We start from the raw sequence: 22,792 nt of genomic DNA, 5'->3' as shown, positions 1-22,792 counted from the left end.
TTTTTATTTAACTAGGAGGTTATAACAATGAGCGGAATTATAGCGACATATTTAATCCATGATGATTCACATAACTTAGAAAAAAAAGCTGAGCAAATTGCACTCGGTTTAACAATTGGCTCTTGGACTCATTTGCCGCATTTATTGCAAGAACAATTAAAGCAGCATAAAGGCAACGTCATTCATGTTGAGGAATTAGCTGAACATGAACATACCAATTCGTATTTACGTAAAAAAGTGAAACGCGGAATTATTAAAATCGAATATCCGTTATTAAATTTCAGTCCAGATTTACCAGCAATTTTAACGACTACATTCGGAAAGCTATCACTTGATGGCGAAGTAAAATTAATTGACTTAACTTTTTCAGACGAATTAAAAAAACAGTTTCCTGGTCCAAAATTCGGGATAGATGGTATTCGAAATCTTTTACAAGTACATGATCGTCCCCTTTTAATGAGTATTTTTAAAGGAATGATTGGACGAAATATCGGGTATTTAAAAACGCAATTACGCGATCAAGCAATTGGTGGTGTAGATATCGTAAAAGATGATGAAATATTATTCGAAAATGCATTAACACCACTTACGAAACGCATCGTATCTGGAAAAGAAGTTTTACAATCCGTATATGAAACATACGGACATAAAACGTTATATGCCGTAAATTTAACAGGACGAACTTTTGATTTAAAAGAAAATGCGAAACGTGCAGTGCAAGCTGGAGCTGATATTCTATTATTTAACGTATTCTCTTACGGACTAGATGTACTACAATCACTTGCAGAAGATGATGAAATCCCTGTTCCTATTATGGCACACCCTGCTGTAAGTGGTGCTTATTCTGCATCTAAGTTATATGGAGTTTCATCTCCATTATTACTCGGAAAGCTACTCCGTTATGCTGGGGCTGACTTTTCATTATTCCCATCTCCATACGGAAGTGTTGCGCTAGAAAAAGAGGAAGCTCTTGCTATCTCAAAATATTTAACTGAAGACGATGCATTTTTCAAGAAGAGCTTTTCTGTTCCGTCTGCTGGTATTCACCCTGGTTTCGTTCCCTTTATTGTACGAGATTTCGGTAAAGATGTTGTTATTAATGCTGGTGGCGGAATACATGGACATCCAAATGGGGCGCAGGGCGGCGGTAAAGCTTTCCGTGCTGCAATTGATGCTACTTTGCAAAATAAACCACTCCATGAAGTAGATGACATAAATTTGCATAGCGCACTACAAATATGGGGAAATCCCTCTCATGAGGTGAAATTATGAGTATTCAAGTATTTTGTGATTTCGATGGCACGATTACAAATAATGATAACATTATGTCCATTATGGAAAAATTTGCACCACCAGAAGCTGAAGAAGTAAAGAATAGAATTTTATCACAAGAGCTATCTATTCAAGAAGGTGTTTCTCAATTATTTCAATTCATACCTACTAATCTGCACGATGAGATTATTCAATTTTTAATAGAGACTGCTGAAATCCGTAATGGTTTTCATGAATTTATACAATTTGTAAATGAAAATAATATTTCCTTTTATGTTATATCAGGTGGAATGGATTTCTTCGTCTATCCACTCTTACAAGGACTCATTCCAAAAGAGCAAATCTACTGTAATAAAACAGATTTTTCAAATAAATACATTACAGTGAATTGGCCTCACCCTTGTGATCATCATTGTCAAAATCATTGCGGATTATGTAAATCATCACTCATCCGTAAATTAAGTAATACGAATGACTTCCATATTGTAATTGGAGATTCAATTACTGATTTACAAGCTGCGAAACAAGCGGATAAAGTGTTCGCTCGTGATTTCCTTATTACAAAGTGTGAAGAAAATCATATTTCTTATACACCATTTGAATCGTTTCACGATGTTCAAGCTGAATTAAAACATTTGTTGGAGGTGAAATTATGAAACAACTTTTTCGTCAATGGTATGACTTAAGCGAGATAAAAAAAGAATTAACGATACGAAATTGGTTTCCAGCAACGAGTGGTAATATTTCTATAAAGGTTAGTCATGAACCACTCACTTTTCTCATTACAGCAAGTGGTAAAGATAAAACAAAAACGACTCCAGATGATTTTCTATTAGTAGATCATCTAGGGGTACCCGTATTAGAGACTGAATTACGTCCTTCAGCAGAAACAATTTTGCACACACATATTTATAACAATACGAATGCCGGGTGCGTCCTTCATGTTCATACAACCGATAATAATGTCATCACAAATTTATATAGCGATGCAGTCACACTTCAAAATCAAGAAATTATTAAAGCTCTCGATATTTGGGAAGAAGGTGCAACAATAAACATTCCTATTATCGAAAACCATGCCCATATCCCAACGCTTGGAGAAAACTTCCGAAAACATATACAAGGAGATTCGGGAGCAGTATTGATCCGGAACCATGGTATTACCGTATGGGGCCGAGATAGCTTTGATGCAAAGAAAAGATTAGAAGCTTATGAGTTTTTATTCCAATTTCATATAAAACTATTATCAATTCAAGGAGGCGTTTCTAATGGCGCAAATTCGTATTCATGAAGTAAATACTCGCATTGAAAATGAAGTGGAAGTATGTAAATTTCTACAAGAGGAAGGTGTTTTATATGAGAAATGGAATATTTCTAAACTTCCTCCTCATTTAAATGAAAATTATTCTTTAACAGATGAAAACAAGGCTGAAATATTAGCTGTGTTTTCAAAAGAAATTGCGGATGTTTCATCACGCCGAGGTTATAAAGCACATGATGTAATTTCACTTTCAAATAGCACACCTAACCTTGACGAACTATTAATTAATTTCCAAAAAGAACACCATCATACTGATGATGAAGTTCGCTTTATTGTTAGTGGTCATGGCATCTTTGCCATTGAAGGAAAAGATGGGACATTCTTTGACGTTGAACTTGAGCCAGGCGATCTCATATCTGTTCCTGAAAATGCAAGACATTATTTTACTTTGCAAGATGATCGTCAAGTTGTAGCTATTCGTATTTTTGTTACAACTGAAGGCTGGGTTCCAATCTATTAAGGTAGTTAGTTGAATAAAAGGCCTTGGACCCCCTTTTCCAACCTTTTATTCACTCTACATATATACATCCTCCTATGGAGCAGGCTTATTTCAAAAAATGAAATAAGCCTGATTTTTTATTGTTCTAACCGTATTCTTCCTTCCGTTCAGTACAATCTCTCCCTTCAATTTTTCAAGTATATTTATTAATATTTTTTGAACATTTATTGAACTTTTTTTGAATTTTTTCTGAAAATTCTGTTTTGTATATGATATACTACAATTAACTAAGAAGGAAAAGAAAATCGCAAACAGAGGGGGATAATCATGAGTTTACTTATCGCACTTATACTAGGAGTTATGTGTGGAGCACTTCCTGTTATTTTAGGAGCCATTATGGAAGAGTTAGAAGTTGGTGTTTTAGGTTTTGTTGCATCTTGTGTAAGCGCTTTACTTTTTGGTTTATTCGGTGCTATTCCTGTTTCAATTCTCTGTGCATTTTATATAGTACGCCATGCTCGTACAAAACAATTTGGTCCTAATCACATCGCGCAAGTGATTCCATTCCCAATCGAACGATGCCGCCGGGCTTCTAGCTTATAATTACAAAATTAAAAATAAAAGTCCTCAAATGAGGACTTTTATTTATTTTCTTCTAGAAATTGAAACAATTCTTGTAGATGCAAAGCGTCTTCACTATAGCTAACAGATACATGATATATACCATCAATCTCCGCTTCCATGTAAAGGTCAACTCCATCTCGATCATATTTCAATGCCAAATAAAATTCCATTTCTTCTAGCATCTTTTTTGAAGTTCGAATAACGTAATGCCCTTTCTCATCTCTTCCATATTCGAAATTCGGTTCAAAATCATATTTTTGTTTAAAAGCTTCTTTTTGTTTTTCATTAATTTGTATACATGTTGCTCTTTGTACAGTATCAATCATCTCATCAAATTTTTGAAGATCCATCTCATTTACCCCCTTACGTATTTTTTGTATAACACTTGTGTTCCGCTATTTTCTTCCCCATCTTTTATTAGCTCTTCATACAATTCCTTCGCCAAACTTAAACCTGGTACTGGTAATTGTAATCTTTCAGCCTCATCTAACGCGATCTTCATATCTTTCATAAAATGCTTTACATAAAAACCTGGTTCAAAATCTCCCTTTAACATTCGAGGAGCTAAATTACTTAATGACCAGCTACCTGCTGCTCCCGTTGAAATACTCTCCAATACTTTATCAGGATCTAATCCAGCCTTTTTCGCATAAGCAACAGCTTCACATACTCCAATCATGTTGGAAGCAATCGCAATTTGATTGCACATTTTTGTATGTTGTCCACTTCCAGCAGGCCCTTGCAACTGAATATTTGTTCCTAGTTTTTCAAATAACGGTAAACATCTATCATATATTTCTTTCTCTCCACCGACCATAATTGCGAGTCTTGCTTCTTTCGCACCAACGTCTCCTCCAGATACAGGTGCATCTAACGTGTATACATTCTTACTTTTACCAGTTTCATTAATACGTTTTGCCAATGTTGGTGTAGATGTCGTGAAATCAATTGCGATTGTGCCTTCATTTGCATTCTCCAAAATTCCATCTATCCCAAAGTACACTTCTTCTACATCATGTGGATACCCAACCATAGTCATTACAACATCAACTTGCTTTACTAACTCTTTCGGTGTATCACACCAATTTGCACCATCTTGCACTAAAGAGTCTGTTTTCGATTTTGTTCTATTATATACATATACTGTATGACCGTCTTGCATTAAATGACGCACCATACTTTTTCCCATTACACCAATACCAATGAAACCAATTGATACATTTTTATGTTTCATTTTCTCATCCCCTTTGTTCTAATAAATCACTTACCATCTTTCGGAAATCTTTATTAAAGTCATCATCCATACTATTTTTCACGTTTGAAAATAAAATAACAAAAGTCCCTTTTTCTTTATTAAAATTATTGAAAGTATTCCACCCAGATAGTACACCATGGTTATGAAAATAATCCGGATATATGTAAAAACTAAATGCATATTTTCGTTCTGTTGAAGGTGAAAACATCGCTTGTATACTTTGTTCAGAAAGAAGTTTCCCATTTATAATTGCTTCGTCTAATTTCTTCATATCTCCAACTGTCGTATACATCTCACCACAACCATATAGCCAATCCATGCCTACCTTCTGCGCTGGTACAAGCTCTTGATTTTTTTTCACATAACCCTTTGTGAAATTTTTATCTCCAGGTACCATATTTCCCATACCAGATTCATGCATATCTGCTTTTGCAAATATATTTTCTTTTATATAATCTCCTAAAGGTTTTTTCGATATATGTTCTATTATATAGGCAAGCACCATATAATTATAATCTGTATATCTCCAACCTGTTCCTGCAGGAAATTCTAAATTTTGACGTCCAATCCAATTCATTAACTGTAAACGGGAGGCAGCATTAACATTGCCTTTTGCGTGTTCAGGTAAACCAGAGGTATGCGTTAATAAATGATATAACGTAATATTTTTATTCTCCGGAAATGAAGGAATATATTTATTTACATTATCTTGAATATTTAGCTTCCCTTGATCCTGCAGTTGTAAAATAGATGTAGCCACAACTGTTTTCGTAATAGAACCGATACGATATTTTGTGTGAGGCGTATTTTCTATTTTATTTTGAACATCAGCATACCCATATCCTTTATTCAATATAACATGCTCTTTATCTGTTACCAAAACTGTTCCATTGAATTGCTTTCCGACTAAATATTGATCTAATTTTTGAGATATGCTAGCATAATCAATTTGCTTTTCTTTTTTTTCTTCTTCTATATTCTCTTGTACTTCTGATTCAACAGCAGGATTCACCTTAGTTGTTAATTCTTTACTTTCCTTTATATTAGGATTATAGAGAAAATAGTATACTCCTCCACAAACTACAGCACATATTAAAACTATCATCATTATTTTTTTCATCATATTGTTCCTCCATAATTCCTTCGTTCAAAATCCCCCCTACACTCTATTATCAAGTAATAAAAAAAAATCGCAACAATTTGTTGCGAAAAATCACTTTTTTTCTTTTCTATATACACACACTTGATTTTTCCCATTTTTTTTCGCTTCATATAATGCAATATCCGCTCGTTGCATTAATTCTTCTCTTGTAATCCCTTTTTCATATAATGCAACTCCAAAGCTCGCTGTTAATTTCGAAATTCCTGAGAATTGCTTTGTTTCAATGAAAAATCGTAATGATTCCGCAACTTGAAATGCTTCTTTTTCTACCGTATTTGTTACTAAAATAATAAACTCTTCTCCTCCCCACCTAGCAAATACATGTTGCTGCTCCACTTTAGATTTCATGAGCTCTGCAAGCTCAATTAATGCTAAGTCACCAAAATCATGGCCATATGTGTCATTTACTGCTTTAAAATTATCTATATCAAATAAAATAAGTGCTATGTTTTCATTATTACGCATCGCATTATCCCATTCTGCCTCGAGTATTTGTTGGAATTTCAAACGATTATAAATCTCTGTTAACGAATCTATCATAGCAAGTCTTTCTTGTTCTTGATAGATTTCATCTAATTCGGTAATCTCTGTACACTTCACAATAAATCTTGATAAATCTTCTGGCAATGGTGTCGCACGCAATAAAAAAGTTGACACTTCCCCTTCATAGTTGGACATCTTAATTCTTCTATCATATGATAATGTATCATCTAACCATGTTATATCATGAGTTGTTGAATAGTATCCATTTTCTCTAATAAGATGTTCAGCAAATACTAAATGTTGCTCACGATACGCAAACAAATTTTCATATCCGAAAAACTCTAAAAAATTTGTATTACAATCAACAATCTCATCGTCTTCTACTATAAATAATAGATCATTTCGAAAATCAAACATCGTTTGAAGTAGTTCTTGTTGCAAACTTACTTGCCGCACTAAAGAAAGCTGATATAAACTTTTATTTACTTCCTCTAACACCATTTGTGGAGTCACAGGGGCTATCACAATATTACGTATTCCTAACGTAAGCACCTCTGCAAACTCGCTTGTTATTTGTTGATCCCAAATGACAATAAATGTACTCTGTGGATTATACATATTCTTTATATATTTTATTTGAGAAAAATCTGTTACATACATAATTACAATATGTGGTTTAGTCCTCTGAAATAATACTTCTCCTTCTTCAAAACTATTTGCTATAAACATACATTTTGGATGAATATTTTCTATCGTTTGTTGATGTGTGCATCCATTTTCTATATAAAGGACATTTAACTGAAGATCTTGTAATACATTTTGGAAAACCGTATTCTCTAATAAAAAATGTAGTATGTTCATCACTAGTCTTCACTCACTTCATATATCTTGTTCTACAGAATTCCTCACAAACATTTTATAAAAAACTGTTCTCTAAAAACTTTAATGAGTGAGGGATACATGTTAACAAGCTAATTGAGAATGTTCTCTTCGTTTTTCACTCTATAAATTCCTTTTTTAGTGTATGATTATAGGAATTGTATCGTTTGTATGAATGCCCTAGCTTCCGCTTTAAAACTTGACAATTAAAATAAAGATATTATATTCTTAAATTCGATAACTTACAAAATGTAAGTAGAATATTTTATATGTATTTTTTTCATAATTTGATATGTAATTTGGAGGATATATAATGACAAACGAAAACTTTTTTAATGTTTTATATGAACGCACATCTACACGTGCATTCAACCCAGAGAAAGAAATTTCATCTACAGAGTTACACGAGATTTTAAAGGGAGCTGCTCAAGCACCTTCTGCTTGGAACTTACAGCACTGGAAATTCCTCGTATTCCAAGGTGAAGATGTACAGAAACGATTACATCCAATTGCTTATAACCAACAACAAATTCTTGATGCTTCTGCTGTAGTCGCTATTTTAGGTGATTTAGAAGCTTATAAAAATGTTGAACAAGTTTATGGTCCAATTGTAGAACAAGGATTTATGAAAGAAGAAGCAAAAGAGCGCTTAGCTAAAAATATTGAGTCTGCATATGCCCGTGAGCAATTCCCAAGAGATGCAGCCTTTTCAAATGCATCTTTAGCAGCAATGCAACTTATGCTTGCAGCTAAAGCAACTGGCTGGGATACTTGTGCGATTGGTGGTTTCAACCCACAAGCACTTACAGAAGAATTCAATGTTTCATCTCGCTACGTACCAATTATGCTTATTACAATTGGTGAATCAACTTTAAAAGGCCACCCTGCACCACGAATGAGCGTAGAACAAGTGAGTGAATGGGCAAAATAATAAAGTGAAACTTGAATCAATGAAAGGGTTTTACTGTCCTTTCATACGAATAAAAAAGAAACGAAGGTAATTTCATTACCTTCGTTTCTTTTTTATTCTGTCACACATCCGTAATACTAAAATGTATGATTCGACATCCGCACATAAAAAACAGTAAATTTCATGCTATTCGCATACACATAAATGACGTTTCGTGTCGAATTTTGTTAAAGTATCGAAATATAACCGTGTGTTTTTGTTACAATTATGATACAATGATAACAAATAGATAACAAGAGAGGGATTTTCATTGAGTTCATACGGAAGCTTTATTGCACTTTTATGTTACATAGTAACTGTACTGCTTCTATATTTTATTGGCGATGCTGCAAATATTTCAGTTTTACAATTTCCAAAAGAAGAAGCATTCCACTTAGAATCAGAAAAACATACTGCACGATCCATTGTACCGCTACTGTTAGCTCTTCCTGTATATATCATCGTTTTATATAAAAGCAAAAAAGTGTAAAGGCTACCTATTTCATTCATTTCGGTGGTCTTTGCACTTTTTTGTGATATCTATCCTATTTTAAACATCATTCCATAATAAACACCCAGCTAGTCTTTTAAAATGAGAAATTCCCCTAGAAAAAATTCCACTCTCTGTCCAGTCACTCACTACCGAACTTACATAGATTATAAGTGTGAAGGGGGTGATGAGGATTATGTTTGGATCATTTGGATGCTGTGATAACTTTAGAGACTGTCATCATCATGAAAGAGAGTGCAGACATCATGAGAAAGAGAAAGAGAGAGAAGTAGTTAGACCACAACAACCAGCTGTATGTAACGTACTTGCTAACATTTCAGTTGGAACAGAGCTTTCTCTTTTAAGCATTAGAGGTAATGGCACTTTCAACAATGTAATTTTTGAAGGTTTCGCTAACGGTGTTGCTCTTTTCTCTGCTTTAGCTCGTAATAACAAAGACAACAAAGATAACAATAAAGACGATAAGAACAATCAAAACCGTAATACTTTTACTGGTATTTTACGTGTATGCCCAACTGATATCGTTGCTATCGCTATCTAATTCTGTTCCTTATCCTCTATAGTAAAAAAATAAGATTTACTTTTCTCATAGAAAAAACCTGAGACCGATTTCAAATCGACTCAGGTTTTTTTATTGATTATATGCTTTTAACTAGTTCAACAACTTCTTCAGCAGTTGACATCATTAATGCTTTTTCTGCTAATGTTTCCATTTCTGCTTTTGACAACTTGCTTAGTTGTGTTCTTGCAGGAAGAATAGATGTTGCACTCATACTGAACTCATCTAAACCTAATCCTAATAATAATGGGATAGCAAGTGAATCGCCCGCCATCTCACCACACATACCAGCCCATTTGCCTTCTTTATGAGCAGCATCGATAACCATTTTTACAAGACGTAAAATAGATGGGTTATATGGTTGGTATAAGTAAGATACTTGTTCGTTCATACGGTCTGCAGCCATTGTGTATTGAATTAAGTCGTTTGTTCCGATAGAGAAGAAATCAACTTCTTTTGCGAATTGATCTGCTAATACTGCTGAAGCTGGAATTTCAACCATCATACCAACTTCAATAGAATCAGAAACAGTTGTACCCGCTTCTACAAGTTTCGCTTTTTCTTCTAATAAGATTGCTTTCGCTTGACGGAACTCATCAAGAGTTGCAATCATTGGGAACATAATTTTTAAGTTACCGTATACGCTAGCGCGAAGTAATGCACGAAGTTGTGTACGGAACACATCTTGCTCATCAAGACATAAGCGAATTGCACGGTATCCTAAGAATGGGTTCATTTCTTTTGGTAAATGTAAGTATGGAAGCTCTTTATCTCCACCGATGTCAAGTGTACGAACAACAACAGGTTGACCTTCTTTTACACCTTCAAGAACTGCTTTATACGCTTCGAACTGCTCTTCTTCTGTTGGAAGATTGTCACGGCCCATGTATAAGAATTCTGTACGGTATAAACCAACGCCTTCTCCGCCATTATCGATAATACCTTGTACATCATTTGGTGTTCCGATATTTGCAACAAGCTCAACGTGATGTCCATCACTTGTTACAGTAGCTTGGTCTTTTAATTTTGCCCATTCAGCTTTTTGCTCTTCAAATTTCGCTTTCTTTTCTTCAAACGAGCGAAGAGTTTCTTCTGATGGATTAACAATTACTTCTCCATCTAAACCATCGATGATTACGATATCGCCGTTTTGGATTTTCTCCATAACAACTTTCGTACCAACAACAGCTGGAATTTCCATAGAGCGAGCCATAATTGCAGAGTGAGATGTACGTCCACCGATATCAGTTGTAAAACCTTTTGCATACTTACGGTTTAACTGAGCCGTATCAGATGGTGTTAAATCTTCAGCAATAATGATTACTTCTTCAGAAATTGTACCAGGATTTGAGAAGTTAATGCCTAGTAAATGTGCAAGAACACGTTTTGTTACGTCACGAATGTCCGCAGCACGTTCTTTCATATATTCGTTATCCATGTTTTCAAACATAGAAATAAACATTGATGCAACTTCATCCATTGCAAATTCAGCATTTACTTTTTCACTATTTACTTTATCTTTTACTGGGTTTACTAGTTCTGGATCATTTAACACTAATAAATGTGCTTCAAAGATCGCAGCTTTGTCAGCACCTAGCTCAGCAAAAGCGTGGTCCTTAATAGCTTCTAATTCAGTTTTTGCTTTCTCAAGCGCAGCTTCTAAGCGTGCAATTTCTGCAGCTTCGTTTGTAATTGATTTCTTTTCGATGTTAAATTCAGGATTTTCAAGTCTGAAAGCCTTTGCAATAGCAATCCCACTTGATGCAGCGATCCCTTGAATGTTAAGAGTCATTATTCTCCTAATCCTTCGTTTTTCATAGTTTCTTCGATAGCTGCTAGTGCTTGAGCTGCATCATCACCATTTGCAGTGATTTTAATTTCTGCGCCTTGTTGAATACCTAAAGACATAACGCCCATGATTGATTTTAAGTTAACGTTCTTTCCGTTATACTCTAAGTTAATGTCAGAACCAAATTTGCTTGCAGTGTTTACAAGTAGAGTTGCTGGACGAGCATGAATTCCTGAGTCGCTAGTTACTTTAAAGATTTTTTCCATGATAATTTATCTCCTTTAAATTACAGTATTTTTTAGTTGTATAGACGTGAGTACTACATCATCTATTGTATATAATAGGCGATGTTCGGTCAACCACATCGCCTATTATAATTATAAACATTTTGCGTCAAATTCCTACTGAATGTCAATAATAGCGTTTTCGCCCTTCTTAACATTTCCATCTTTTTTCAATTCGACTTGTTGCCCTTGTTGTAAATTCGTAAATACAATTGGTGTAATGATAGATGGTGCATTTTCTTTTACAAATGCAAGATCTACTTTTAATAATGGTTGTCCTTGTTTCACTTTGTCACCTTGTGCTACAAGTGCTTCAAAACCTTCACCATTTAATTTTACAGTGTCAATACCGAAGTGGATTAAAATTTCTTTTCCACCTTCAGATTGAATACCAATTGCATGCTTTGTAGGGAATACGTTGACAATTTCACCATTAACTGGAGAAACTACTGTTCCTTCTGTTGGCTCAATTGCAAATCCATCTCCCATCATTTTTCCTGAGAATACTTGATCCGGTACTTCTGTAATCGGTAGGATTTTTCCTTCAATTGGTGAAACGATTGTTTCGTTTTCATCAACTTTTTGAGGAGCTTCTTCTACTTTTACAGGCTCTTCTTTTTCAACATGAGGTGTACGACCTGACATAATATCATGAATTTGTGATTTTAATGTGTCAGATTTCGGTCCGAAAATAGCTTGAATGTTATTTCCAACTTCAAGTACACCAGCTGCTCCAAGCTCTTTCAAGCGATCTTTATTTACATTCTTTTGTTCGTTAACTTGAACACGTAAACGAGTAATACAAGCGTCTAAAGAAGCAATGTTTTCTTTACCACCAAGTGCTACTAATACTTCACGAGGAAGTTCACCAGCTTCTGCTTTTCCTGCACCTTCATTCGCATTTGCAACTTCACGACCAGGTGTTTTTAAATCCCATTTACGGATTGCAAATCGGAATCCGAAGTAGTAGATAACTGCTAGTACAAGACCAACAATAATTACCCACCACCATGCCGTACGGCCTGGTAGTACACCGAATAATAGGAAGTCGATTAAACCACCAGAGAATGTCATACCAATTTTAACACCTAAAATTTGCATTGTCATAAATGATAGACCAGCGAATACTGCGTGAATTCCAAATAATACTGGTGCTACGAATAAGAATGAAAATTCAAGTGGCTCTGTAATACCTGTTAAGAAAGATGTTAATGCAGCAGAACCTAAAATACCAGCTGCTAATTTTTTGTTTTCTGGACGTGCTTCATGGTACATTGCTAAGGCTGCTGCTGGAAGACCGAACATCATGAACGGATACTTACCAGTTGTAAATGTACCTGCCGTTAATTCTACACCGTCTTTTAACTGTGCCATAAAGATTTTTTGGTCACCACGAATTAATTCGCCAGCCGCATTTGTATACTGACCGAATTCGAACCAGAACGGTGAATAGAAAATGTGATGTAATCCAAATGGAATTAATGAACGTTCAATTAAACCGAATATGAATGCTGCTAGCGTTCTATTTGCATCAATCATTTGATGTGAGAACGTATTTAAGCCACCTTGAATGTATGGCCAAACGAAGCACATGATAATACCTACTATTAAAGAGAATGTTGCAGTTGCGATCGGTACGAAACGCTTACCTGCAAAGAAACCTAAGTATGATGGTAATTCAATGTTGAAGTATTTATTGTAACAATATGCCGCTACTATCCCGACGATAATACCACCAAACACTCCCGTTTGTAGCGTTGGAATTCCTAATACGTTTGCATACGCTGGATCTGCAAATCCAATTTTTACTGGGTCTGCTCCAGAACTTGTTACTTTCACTAGCTTATCTACTTCTAAGAACACACTCATCGTTTTGTTCATAATTAAGTAGCCGACGAATGCTGCTAAACCAGCTACTCCGTCTCCACCAGCTAAACCAATTGCTACCCCAACTGCGAATAGTAATGCAAGGTTAGCGAAAATAATATCACCAGATTGTTCCATAATTTTTGCTACCATTACGAACCAATCTGCCTTTAAAGCAGGAATAACATTTGTTAACTGTGGATTTTGAAATGCATTACCAAATCCAAGTAAAATACCTGCTGCCGGTAAAATCGCTACTGGAAGCATAAGCGCTTTTCCGACTTTTTGAAGAACACCAAAGATCTTCTTAAACATGGAAACCCTTCCTCTCTTATCTATATTGATACCTTCCGACAAACGCCAAAAAGGCATGAGGAAAAAAAGATAGAACGATAGCTATACAAAGGGTAGTATATCCCTTTCTCTAGCTTACATTCCTTACTTTTCTCCACTCATGCCTGATCGAATCAGTAACACGTGTCAAAAATAGGTTTACGTATAAGTTCACTATAATTAAGGCAAACGTTTTCGTTTTATACCTTAATGTGTTTGTCGAAATTTGTATAACTTTGCAATAGTTATTATACATAACTATTGTAAGCGATTCAATGATTTTTTTTAACGTTTTCATTTTCGACAAAAATATATGGCTATTTACACATGCTCTGCCTTCACTAAGCGCTGCAGGTGCATCGTTAAATATATACTCTCTGCTTCATAAACAGGAAGTTGCAGCTCTTTTTGCATGACCTTAACTAGCTTCCAAGCTAAATTATAACAGACAGGATATTCCGCCTTTAATAAATCAGCAAAACTTTGTGATTCCTCTACTTTCTCCCCTTTTTTCACCCGTTCAATAGCATACTGCAAATGACGAATAAGGCGTAAATAGTGAATACTTTCTTGGTCTAATGTAATTTGTAAGTTTGTCTCAATTAAAGATACAAGCTGTGCAATGAGACGAGAGTTTTGATTAACTGAAGATAAATCTGAATTTGTAAGTGAACTGTAAATATGGAGTGCAATAAACCCAATTTCTCCTTCTGGCAATGTAATTTGCAAACGAGAATTTAAAAGGTTTACAACACCTTCAGCAATTTCATATTCCTCTGGATAGAGCATTTTCGTTTCAACTAAAAAAGGATTATCAATTGTAAGTCCTTGTTTTAAACGCTTAATCGCAAAAGAAATATGATCTGTTAAAGCGATATGAATATGTTCATTCAATGGCGATTTTGCTTTTTCTTGAATATAGAACATAATATCATTCATTAATTCAATTAACTTTTCACTCACATGTGGAACTAGCAGTTTGTATTGTTCACGATCACGTTCATTTTTTAGAACAAACATTTTTTCAATTTGTTCTTGCTCCAATACATCTTTCGCTTTTTTCCCAAATCCAATTCCTTTACCAATCACTACTACTTCCTCATGTTCAGGATGGCTAGCAATGATGACATTATTATTTAAAACTTTTTTAATTTCTAGATAATTACTCATATAACACCACCCTCGTACTTAAATAGCCTGCTTTTATGTTACAGAACATTCTTCTTTGTCGTCAATGTAAAACATCTACCATTTCATAAAAATTCATTTTTTAGACATGTTTATATATGATGCGTATAATGTAAGAGCAACTGTACATAGAAAGGAGATAGCAACATGATTAAAATGTTTGTAAGTGATATCGACGGTACAATGATGCAACACGGAGGTTTAATTGACGAACAGGATATTGTAGCACTTCGTAGTCTTGCTGAACAAAATGTGATTCTTTGTTTCGCTTCTGGCCGACTTGATAATGAAATTGCAGACTTAATGAAAGCTGTAAATACAAATTTCCACCGCATTAGTGTTAATGGTGTTTTTGTATATACAAATGAAAATAAGCAGCTATTATCTGCAACTTTTGATTCCAGCATTCTTCCTGAGTTGTTACACATGACGAATGAAGAGCCTTATTTCCGTTATGTTAGTGATGAACATAATTACTACATTGAAGAAAAAACACCGTTTATTCATGAACTTGAGCAACAAGTAACGATGACTTCTGTCGAAGAACCAAATTTATTACAGAAAATAGATGATACAATTTTCCCGAATAAAATTTCTGTCGGTGGAACAAAGGAGAGCTTACAACTTCTTCAGAAAAAAATTGATGAAAAATTTCATGGAAAAGTTAGTACGTTCATTTCAGCAGAACAATGCTTAGATGTAATGCCACCTAATATTAGTAAAGGTTCTGCTATTTCTGTTTTATTAAAGGAGTTTCAATTACAACCAGAGGAAGTTGCTTGCATAGGAGATTCTTATAATGATATTCCAATGTTTGCTTTAACTCCTCACAGTTTTGCTATGGCTCAAGCAGATGACGCAGTAAAAGAACACGCTCACTATGTAGTAAATACAGTTAAAGATGCTGTTAACCACGTAATTGCTCATAATAAAAATACGACTCACTCCTTGTAAGGATGAGTCGTATTTTTTCTTTACATGTTAAACAATTTGACATTTACTGTACTTCACAAACTGAAATATATTATTTGTTACGTGCGATGTTTGTAATAAACTTATAACGATCTCCACGATAAATACATTTCACATACTCTAACGGTACTTCACCTTCTGAATATGACCATTGACGCATGACAAGCACTGGCGCCTTTTTAGGAATATGCAGATGTTCCGCTTCATTATCCGTTGCAATTGAAGCTTCAATTGATTGAGTAGCGCTAACAAGTTTGAAGCCCAGTTTTTTCTCTAAATGTTCATATAAAGATTGTTGCAATATTTCTTCGTTAATATCTTTTACAAGAGCTGGCGACAAATATGTCGTCTCAAAAGCAATCGGTTCATCATCAGCTAAGCGAATACGCCTCACTTCATAAACCGACTCTCCCTCCTGTATTCTCAGCCGGTCTGCTATTTTCGCAGTAGCTGGAACGAGGCGGAAACTTAATAATTGACTACTTGGGTTCATCCCACGAGAAATCATATCTTCTGTGAATCCTGTCATTCCTTGCAATTTTTGTTCCACTTTCGGAAGTTGGACAAACGTACCGATTCCACGTTTCCGATATAAATAACCTTGTTCCACTAAATTATTAATCGCCTGTCTGATTGTCATACGACTCACTTCGAACTTATCGCAAAGTTCATTCTCAGATGGGATTTTATCTCCCGGCTTCCATTCGCCGTCCTCAATTAGCTGTTTCACCCACTCTTGAATCTGATAATAGATCGGAAATGGTGAATACTTGTCGATGTTCATCAGCAATCGCCTCACTGCATAAAGATAGAGCTTCTTGATCAGCGATTACGGTTACATTCGGATGACGTTGTAAAACTGTAGCAGGACACGCTTCACTATATGCACCTTGCAATAATTCTTTAACTGCTTCTGCCTTTTTAGAACCCATAGCAACAAGTAGAATTTGTTTCGCTTTCATAATGCTCCCAATTCCCATTGTAATTGCATGAGTTGGCACATCTTCTTCTTTTTCGAAGAAGCGAAGGTTTGCTTGGCGTGTAGATTCTGTTAATTCAACAATGTTTGTTGGAGAATTAAACGGTGTTCCTGGTTCGTTAAATCCGATGTGACCGTTTTCACCGATTCCAAGAATCTGTAGGTCAACTGGGTTAGCAGCTAGAATGCCCTCGTAACGTTTGCACTCTTCCTCTAAATCACTTGCCATCCCGTTTGGTACATAAGTTTGTTTAAATGGAAGATGATCAAACAACTGTTCTTGCATGAAATAGTGATAGCTGTTTTTATCTTCATGTGGTAAATTTACGTACTCATCTAAGTTTACAGTGGTTACACGGCTTGTATCAAGTTTATTTTTTCGCATTTCTGCATAAATACCTAATGGAGAGCTTCCTGTAGCCATTCCTAATGTTGGATTTTCTTTTGTTTTTACAACTTCTTCAATTAATTTATAACCTGCTTCTGCTAGTTCTTCTGGAGTTTTTACAACAAGAATATTCATTTCATTACTTCCCTTCCTTCATATGAATTCCTAAACGAACCGTATCATATACATGTAAATCTTCATTCATCACAACAAAGTCTGCATCTTTTCCTACCGCTAATGCACCTTTATTATTTAATCCAAACTCTTCTGCTTGGTTCACTGATGTCATTAGTACTGCTTCTTCGATTGAACAACCTGTAAATTCAATTACATTTCGGAAAGCTTGATCCATTTTTAGAATACTACCAGCTAACGTTCCATCTTCTAATCGAGCACTACCATCTTTTACATGTACTGGCTGTCCGCCAAGCTCATATAATCCATCTTCAAGACCTTTTGCACGCATTGCGTCAGTAATAACACTTACTTTTTTCGGTCCTTTTAATTTATATGCTAATTTCACCATATCAGGGTGAATGTGAATACCATCTGTAATTACTTCAACCATTACATCTGGATTTAATAACACATGACCAACAACTCCTGGTTCACGGTGATGTAATCCACGCATTTGATTATATAAATGCGTTGCATGTGTAATGTTTCTATTTTTTAGTTGTGCATCAATTGCATCGGTATGTCCCATTGTGCCAACAACACCAGTTTCAGCAAGATACTGCTCAAACTCTAACGCACCTTCTTCTTCAGGTGCATATGTTACTAATTTAATTAAATTTCCGCTTGCTTCCTGCCATTGTTTAAATTGTTCAATATTCGCAGGAACAATATGTTCAAGTGGTTGTGCACCCGCACGTTTCTTTGAAACATACGGTCCTTCTAAGTGAATATATTCGAAATGTGCTCCTTTTTCTTTCGCTTCCTTCGCAGCATGTAGTGCTGCTTCGATTGCTTCTGGAGCTTGTGTCATTGTTGTTGGGAAGTAAGTTGTAACTCCTTCTTTTAACATTTCTTTACCTAGAGTTACTAACCCATCGCTATTTGCATCCATCGCATCAATATCGTATCCACCATGAATATGAACATCAATCATACCTGGAATCACAATTTTTCCTGCCGCATCTAAAACCGCTTCATTTTCTTGTGATACATATTGAGCCATCAAACCAATTTCTTTAATTGTTTCTGTGTAACGAATAAATCCGTTTTCCACTACTTCTTGACCTGTATAAATTTTGGCATTGATGACAACTTGCGTTTTCATTTTCATCGATCCTTTCCCATGAAATACCTACTTGTTATTATTACCTTATTCGCCTAATTCCATCTTAATATATGCACGAGTAGTTGTCTATACATTCTATTGAAATTTCCTCTTTGTTTAACAAAAAGGAAGCTTAGTACGTCTCTCGCAATTATAATATATGTTATTCATTTTTTCCAAAAAGGAACAATATCATCTATCGTATGAATCACTTAAGTAATGGCATTAATCCGCTAGACCCAATTGTAATATGTTCGCCGTCTGTTTCCATTTCTACTGTACGCTTATTTGTTCCATACATCATTATACCACGCTGTTTTAATCGTCTCACTACACTTTGATGAGGATGTCCATACGGATTTCTGCTACCATAAGAAAGAATCGCGAACTGTGGTTCTACCTTCTTTATAAACCTTTCACTTGTTGAAGTATATGAGCCATGATGTCCCACCTTTAGCACATCTGCATGTACATCAAATTGCTTTAATATTTCATTTTCCGTCCGCACATCAGCATCACCCATTAGTAAAAAATCTGCCTTACCATACCGAACCTTTAATACAATTGAAGATTCATTATTTTCATCTTTGGACTTCCCATTGTTTAATACTTGTATGGAAACATGCGGATCTAGCGGTATGTATTGGCCCTCTTTTACTGAAATGAAAGGGATTCCCCTTTTCTTTATATGATTTCGATACGTATGATAAGTAAGAGAACTATATGTTTTTCCACTATCTAATATAAGTGATACCGGCATTTGCTCTACAATCGGAATGAGCCCTCCAATATGATCCATATCAGGATGAGTACTGACGATAGCATCTAAATGGTTAATTCCTTTTTCAATTAGCTTTTGGATGATAACCTCACCAGCTTCATAAGGTCCTCCATCAATTAACATCGTTTGTCCATTTGGCAATATAATAAGTGTTGCATCACCTTGTCCAACTTTTAAGAAACTCACTTTCATTTTACCAAAATGTTGCCGCTGCATATGTAAAGGAGACGCAGTATGAATAGACATCATATACCTTTGGGCCGATGCACTATTTAAAGAAAAGCATAACAAAACAGAAACTAATAATAAAACACTTCGTATACCGCTCATAACTCGTCTCCTTTTTTCAATTAGTATGGCACGGTATATAATTGATATACAAAAAAAGCTTAGCAAAATGCTAAGCTTTTATTTCGATATCTCTTGTAAAGAACCAAAGAATAAATCCGCTTCATTCATTTGTTCGTTTTCTTCAGAAAGCGGAGGTAAATCATCTAATGTTTTTAATCCAAACGTGTCCAAAAATTCTTTCGTCGTTCCATATAAAATAGGACGCCCAGGTCCTTCTGCTCTTCCCATTTCTTTTATAAGTAAGTGTGATACTAACGTTTGCAACGCCTTATCAGTTTTTACTCCTCTAATCTCTTCCATTTCAGTTCTTGTAATGGGTTGACGATACGCAACAATTGCTAACGTTTCTAGCGCGGCCTGAGAGAGTGAAGCAGCTGTTGGGATATCTATTAGTTTTTGATAGTACGACGCATGTTCTTTCTTTGTAGCAAAACGATATACTTTTGCATACTGTACAATTTGCAAACCTCGGTGTGCACCTTCACATTCTTTTTGCATTTCTTCTAAAATATCTATTACTTCGTTTCCTTCAATTTCAAGGACTTTTGCTATTTGTTCAGGATAAATCCCTTCATCACCAGAAACAAATAAAAGCCCTTCAATGATTGATTTCTGTTCTGTTCTATCCATCTTACGAGCTCCTTCCTCCTATTTTTCCCATAAAAATACACATCAAAAAAACCGAATCACAATCAATGCGTTCGGTTCAATATTTTTTCTCTTGTTCCAAACGATACATTCAAACCTAGCATGAGATATACTATTTCTATCCCATTTTCCATACTAACTCTATGCAGATTTAGTATAGCTTGATACGAAAATTTCATCAAAATTATGTTCTTGTTCAATTACGATTTGTTGATTTTTCATAAGCTCAAGAACCGCTAAAAATGTTACAACCATTATTTCCCGTTCATCATCAACAAACAAATCATAAAAACTTTGACGACCACCTTGTATTTCTAACTGCTTTAAAATATCCGTCATACGCTGTTCAATTGGTATTTCTTGACGAGTAATACGTGTTGTCACAGGTTTCTTTGCTTTTTTACGGCGCATTAATTTTTGGAATGCCGCTAGCATATCATATAACGTAACATCAAGAGGCAAGTTTGTCTCCTCTTCTTGTTGCAATGATGTAAAATCAATTGGCGGACGTGTATATAGCTGTGCTCTTTCTTGTTCTCTTTCTTTTAGTTCAGTAGCAACTTGCTTATATTTCTTATATTCAATTAACCTCTCCATCAATTCTTGACGAGGATCATCTATAAAGTCATCACCGTTATCAAGTACATCTTCTTCATGTTTCGGCAACAACATTTTACTTTTAATTTGTAATAACGTTGCAGCCATTACTAAATACTCACTTGCAACATCTAATTGTAGTTCTTTCATCGTATGAACATAAGATAAATATTGCTCTGTAATTTCCGCTACAGGAATATTATATATATCAATTTCATAACGATGTATTAAATGTAACAATAAATCTAAAGGCCCTTCAAAAGCCTCTACTTTAAAATTATACTGCACAAAGCATCCCACCACATTTTTTCTATAACAACATAAGTATAGAGCATACTCATGTTCTATCCAACCTTTTTAAGAAATTTAATTAAAAATAGACCTATGCCTATGGCATCATGCCCACCACTTCATATGATAACAGTGTAGTAAGAACAATGTAGGAGGTCAAAAAACTATGGGTCACGTTGATTGTGGTTTTAGCGGTGGGTTCGCATTACTTGTTGTATTGTTTATTTTACTAATTATTGTAGGGGCAGCTTGCTTCTGCTAATATGAACAATAACGACTAGGGAGAAATTCCCTAGTCGTTTATTGTTCATATTTCTATGATAAACTTATACTTATAACCGTTAGATAGGGGCGAAGAAAATGTATCCTACGGAATACATACAGTTTTTAATTCATTTTCACGGAGATTATGATTATTTTGAATGCCACGAAATACTGGAAGAATATTGGAAAACAAAACCAAGAGGAAATCGGGATCATTATTTAGTCGGCCTCATTCAAATTGCAGTTTCTTTATACCATCACAGACGCTCTAACTGGAATGGCGCAGAGAAGATGATGAAAAGCGCCATAACGATTTTAGAAAAAAACAGTGCACATTTACTTCGTTTAGGAATAAATGAGACACAACTTCTGTTCTTACTCAAAGATAAATTGCAATCTATCCAGAAAGAAGAAGGTTTTACACCGTTATTTTTACCATTGTCGGATACAACATTAGAAAAGTACTGCATAGAATTATGTCAGAAACAAAACCTTCCTTGGAAAGACGTGAATGCTACTTCTAATGAATTTATAATACATAAGCACACATTACGTGATCGAACAGAAGTCATCGCTGAACGAAACGAACAATTACAAAAAAGAAAGCAGAGATAATAAACTACTTATCTCTGCTTTCACGAATGTATATTTTGTTCAAGCCCTTTACACTTTTTGCAAAAACTTGCTGTTTGCTCATTTCCGCAAATTGTAAACTCAAGAAATTTACTCTTTAACTCTTGAACCATCTTCGTCCCAATACCCATATGACGGTGAGATGGGTTCACACTCAAATGCTGAATTTCCAAAACTTGATTCTCTTTTTTTACAATCCCCATTATCCCAACAAAATCTTCGTTTTGTTTCCACAAATACAATTGCCAATCATCCTTTGCTTCATAATCTTTCATAGTCAATTGTAATGTTTTCACATCTTTTTCAGTTGGCATAAATGAAAGAAGCCCCATTGCAATCTTTTCATAACTTTTTTTAAAACGAATTAACATAACCCTTATCCCTTCTTACAAAAGTTACAAACTATTAAATCCCCTCAATCACTCTTTTCATATCACATTCATTTTACAATATTTTCAACAGAGTGAGAAGAGCTTAAAACAACTTGATAATCATACAAAGCGAAAAGAAGAAAGTCAAATATACATTTCATTACTATTTTTGTTAAGTAGATAAAAGAAGAAACGCTGTTATATGAAAATGAAAAGAAACATCCACCGCTCATTATCACTTCACTATTCATCACCTTAGAGCAGATGAATTCTAGCAAAATGAATGCAACAAAAAATCTTTATTGAAACGTGTAATCTAAT

General features: G+C 34.9%; 27 protein-coding genes. 11 read left to right on the top strand and 16 right to left on the bottom strand.

Annotated elements, in window-relative coordinates:
• Positions 1 to 27 precede the first annotated feature (27 nt).
• From mtnW to ACTFRS_RS15285, 5 genes are all read left to right on the top strand, one after another.
• A complete protein-coding gene (gene mtnW / locus ACTFRS_RS15305) occupies positions 28 to 1,272 on the top strand; it encodes a 2,3-diketo-5-methylthiopentyl-1-phosphate enolase (RefSeq protein ID WP_139866828.1) in 1,245 nt (414 codons plus the stop codon).
• The gene (mtnX, locus tag ACTFRS_RS15300) at positions 1,269 to 1,928 is read left to right on the top strand and encodes a 2-hydroxy-3-keto-5-methylthiopentenyl-1-phosphate phosphatase (protein WP_139866826.1); all 660 of its coding nucleotides are present in this window, start codon (positions 1,269 to 1,271) and stop codon (positions 1,926 to 1,928) included. Before mtnW ends, mtnX begins: the two co-directional genes overlap by 4 nt.
• Positions 1,925 to 2,563, top strand: coding sequence for a methylthioribulose 1-phosphate dehydratase (locus ACTFRS_RS15295; protein ID WP_098344938.1), 639 nt, complete (start codon positions 1,925 to 1,927; stop codon positions 2,561 to 2,563). The genes mtnX and ACTFRS_RS15295 overlap by 4 nt, the downstream gene beginning before the upstream one ends.
• Positions 2,541 to 3,053, top strand: coding sequence for a cupin domain-containing protein (locus ACTFRS_RS15290; RefSeq protein WP_139866824.1), 513 nt, complete (start codon positions 2,541 to 2,543; stop codon positions 3,051 to 3,053). The genes ACTFRS_RS15295 and ACTFRS_RS15290 overlap by 23 nt, the downstream gene beginning before the upstream one ends.
• A 306-nt stretch (positions 3,054 to 3,359) precedes the next feature.
• Complete coding sequence (locus tag ACTFRS_RS15285; protein WP_098921516.1) at positions 3,360 to 3,635, top strand: hypothetical protein; 276 nt, start codon at positions 3,360 to 3,362, stop codon at positions 3,633 to 3,635.
• Positions 3,636 to 3,673: 38 nt separating this feature from the next.
• Here ACTFRS_RS15285 and ACTFRS_RS15280 read toward each other — a convergent pair whose 3' ends face one another.
• From ACTFRS_RS15280 to ACTFRS_RS15265, 4 genes are all read right to left on the bottom strand, one after another.
• Complete coding sequence (locus tag ACTFRS_RS15280; protein ID WP_000365614.1) at positions 3,674 to 4,006, bottom strand: DUF3909 family protein; 333 nt, start codon at positions 4,004 to 4,006, stop codon at positions 3,674 to 3,676.
• 5 nt (positions 4,007 to 4,011) lie between these two features.
• Positions 4,012 to 4,890 (bottom strand): NAD(P)-dependent oxidoreductase, encoded by an 879-nt coding sequence (locus ACTFRS_RS15275; RefSeq protein ID WP_139866823.1) that lies wholly within the window; start codon positions 4,888 to 4,890, stop codon positions 4,012 to 4,014.
• Between the two features lie 4 nt (positions 4,891 to 4,894).
• Positions 4,895 to 6,034: a serine hydrolase domain-containing protein gene (locus ACTFRS_RS15270; protein WP_139866822.1), complete on the bottom strand. Its 1,140-nt coding sequence runs from the start codon at positions 6,032 to 6,034 to the stop codon at positions 4,895 to 4,897.
• A 90-nt stretch (positions 6,035 to 6,124) separates the two neighbouring features.
• Positions 6,125 to 7,417 (bottom strand): GGDEF domain-containing protein, encoded by a 1,293-nt coding sequence (locus ACTFRS_RS15265; protein WP_001023204.1) that lies wholly within the window; start codon positions 7,415 to 7,417, stop codon positions 6,125 to 6,127.
• Positions 7,418 to 7,748: 331 nt separating this feature from the next.
• Between ACTFRS_RS15265 and ACTFRS_RS15260 the strand changes: the two genes are divergently transcribed.
• The 3 genes from ACTFRS_RS15260 to ACTFRS_RS15250 all read left to right on the top strand — a co-directional run bounded on the left by ACTFRS_RS15260 (position 7,749) and on the right by ACTFRS_RS15250 (position 9,436).
• Positions 7,749 to 8,366 carry a nitroreductase family protein gene (locus tag ACTFRS_RS15260; RefSeq protein ID WP_000180605.1) on the top strand — a complete coding sequence of 206 codons (618 nt, stop codon included), beginning with the start codon at positions 7,749 to 7,751 and terminating at the stop codon, positions 8,364 to 8,366.
• Between the two features lie 289 nt (positions 8,367 to 8,655).
• Positions 8,656 to 8,874, top strand: coding sequence for a hypothetical protein (locus ACTFRS_RS15255; protein WP_000100486.1), 219 nt, complete (start codon positions 8,656 to 8,658; stop codon positions 8,872 to 8,874).
• Between the two features lie 196 nt (positions 8,875 to 9,070).
• Complete coding sequence (locus tag ACTFRS_RS15250; RefSeq protein ID WP_000468015.1) at positions 9,071 to 9,436, top strand: DUF3915 domain-containing protein; 366 nt, start codon at positions 9,071 to 9,073, stop codon at positions 9,434 to 9,436.
• Positions 9,437 to 9,533: 97 nt separating this feature from the next.
• Here the strand turns inward: ACTFRS_RS15250 and ptsP are convergent, their stop codons facing one another.
• From ptsP to glcT, 4 genes are all read right to left on the bottom strand, one after another.
• Positions 9,534 to 11,246 carry a phosphoenolpyruvate--protein phosphotransferase gene (gene ptsP / locus ACTFRS_RS15245; RefSeq protein ID WP_000174221.1) on the bottom strand — a complete coding sequence of 571 codons (1,713 nt, stop codon included), beginning with the start codon at positions 11,244 to 11,246 and terminating at the stop codon, positions 9,534 to 9,536.
• Complete coding sequence (ptsH, locus tag ACTFRS_RS15240; RefSeq protein ID WP_000411079.1) at positions 11,246 to 11,509, bottom strand: phosphocarrier protein HPr; 264 nt, start codon at positions 11,507 to 11,509, stop codon at positions 11,246 to 11,248. Before ptsH ends, ptsP begins: the two co-directional genes overlap by 1 nt.
• 135 nt (positions 11,510 to 11,644) lie before the next feature.
• Positions 11,645 to 13,708, bottom strand: a complete 2,064-nt coding sequence (ptsG, locus tag ACTFRS_RS15235) for a PTS glucose transporter subunit IIABC (protein WP_000473182.1) — start codon at positions 13,706 to 13,708, stop codon at positions 11,645 to 11,647.
• A gap of 339 nt (positions 13,709 to 14,047) precedes the next feature.
• Positions 14,048 to 14,896: a glucose PTS transporter transcription antiterminator GlcT gene (glcT, locus tag ACTFRS_RS15230; protein WP_087954397.1), complete on the bottom strand. Its 849-nt coding sequence runs from the start codon at positions 14,894 to 14,896 to the stop codon at positions 14,048 to 14,050.
• A 165-nt stretch (positions 14,897 to 15,061) separates the two neighbouring features.
• On the opposite strand from glcT, the gene ACTFRS_RS15225 reads away from it, so the two are divergent.
• Positions 15,062 to 15,868 carry an HAD family hydrolase gene (locus ACTFRS_RS15225; RefSeq protein WP_139866821.1) on the top strand — a complete coding sequence of 269 codons (807 nt, stop codon included), beginning with the start codon at positions 15,062 to 15,064 and terminating at the stop codon, positions 15,866 to 15,868.
• Between the two features lie 70 nt (positions 15,869 to 15,938).
• Here the strand turns inward: ACTFRS_RS15225 and phnF are convergent, their stop codons facing one another.
• The 6 genes from phnF to scpA all read right to left on the bottom strand — a co-directional run bounded on the left by phnF (position 15,939) and on the right by scpA (position 21,200).
• Positions 15,939 to 16,670 (bottom strand): phosphonate metabolism transcriptional regulator PhnF, encoded by a 732-nt coding sequence (gene phnF / locus ACTFRS_RS15220; RefSeq protein ID WP_002194085.1) that lies wholly within the window; start codon positions 16,668 to 16,670, stop codon positions 15,939 to 15,941.
• Entirely contained in the window at positions 16,600 to 17,388 is a 789-nt protein-coding gene (gene nagB, locus ACTFRS_RS15215; protein WP_001024206.1) for a glucosamine-6-phosphate deaminase, read from the bottom strand. The genes phnF and nagB overlap by 71 nt, the downstream gene beginning before the upstream one ends.
• Positions 17,389 to 17,392: 4 nt before the next feature.
• Positions 17,393 to 18,535 carry an N-acetylglucosamine-6-phosphate deacetylase gene (gene nagA / locus ACTFRS_RS15210; protein WP_440024953.1) on the bottom strand — a complete coding sequence of 381 codons (1,143 nt, stop codon included), beginning with the start codon at positions 18,533 to 18,535 and terminating at the stop codon, positions 17,393 to 17,395.
• A gap of 208 nt (positions 18,536 to 18,743) precedes the next feature.
• The gene (locus tag ACTFRS_RS15205; RefSeq protein ID WP_139866819.1) at positions 18,744 to 19,646 is read right to left on the bottom strand and encodes a ComEC/Rec2 family competence protein; all 903 of its coding nucleotides are present in this window, start codon (positions 19,644 to 19,646) and stop codon (positions 18,744 to 18,746) included.
• 78 nt (positions 19,647 to 19,724) lie between these two features.
• Entirely contained in the window at positions 19,725 to 20,297 is a 573-nt protein-coding gene (scpB, locus tag ACTFRS_RS15200) for a segregation/condensation protein ScpB (protein WP_000376224.1), read from the bottom strand.
• Positions 20,298 to 20,456: 159 nt separating this feature from the next.
• Positions 20,457 to 21,200 carry a segregation/condensation protein A gene (gene scpA / locus ACTFRS_RS15195; RefSeq protein ID WP_001199759.1) on the bottom strand — a complete coding sequence of 248 codons (744 nt, stop codon included), beginning with the start codon at positions 21,198 to 21,200 and terminating at the stop codon, positions 20,457 to 20,459.
• A 169-nt stretch (positions 21,201 to 21,369) separates the two neighbouring features.
• Between scpA and ACTFRS_RS15190 the strand changes: the two genes are divergently transcribed.
• Together ACTFRS_RS15190 and ACTFRS_RS15185 are read left to right on the top strand one after the other, a co-directional pair.
• Positions 21,370 to 21,465 (top strand): YjcZ family sporulation protein, encoded by a 96-nt coding sequence (locus tag ACTFRS_RS15190; protein ID WP_000510194.1) that lies wholly within the window; start codon positions 21,370 to 21,372, stop codon positions 21,463 to 21,465.
• A gap of 98 nt (positions 21,466 to 21,563) precedes the next feature.
• The gene (locus tag ACTFRS_RS15185) at positions 21,564 to 22,082 is read left to right on the top strand and encodes a DUF309 domain-containing protein (RefSeq protein WP_429679618.1); all 519 of its coding nucleotides are present in this window, start codon (positions 21,564 to 21,566) and stop codon (positions 22,080 to 22,082) included.
• Positions 22,083 to 22,102: 20 nt separating this feature from the next.
• On the opposite strand, the gene ribT is transcribed toward ACTFRS_RS15185, so the two are convergent.
• Complete coding sequence (gene ribT / locus ACTFRS_RS15180; RefSeq protein WP_000908397.1) at positions 22,103 to 22,471, bottom strand: GNAT family N-acetyltransferase RibT; 369 nt, start codon at positions 22,469 to 22,471, stop codon at positions 22,103 to 22,105.
• 68 nt (positions 22,472 to 22,539) lie between these two features.
• Positions 22,540 to 22,722 (bottom strand): hypothetical protein, encoded by a 183-nt coding sequence (locus ACTFRS_RS15175; RefSeq protein ID WP_087954393.1) that lies wholly within the window; start codon positions 22,720 to 22,722, stop codon positions 22,540 to 22,542.
• Between the last annotated feature and the right edge of the window lie 70 nt (positions 22,723 to 22,792).

This window comes from Bacillus cereus group sp. MYBK139-1, from assembly GCF_051916915.1.
Lineage (GTDB): Bacteria > Bacillota > Bacilli > Bacillales > Bacillaceae_G > Bacillus_A > Bacillus_A pacificus.
This window is presented reverse-complemented; position numbering and strand designations above follow the sequence as displayed.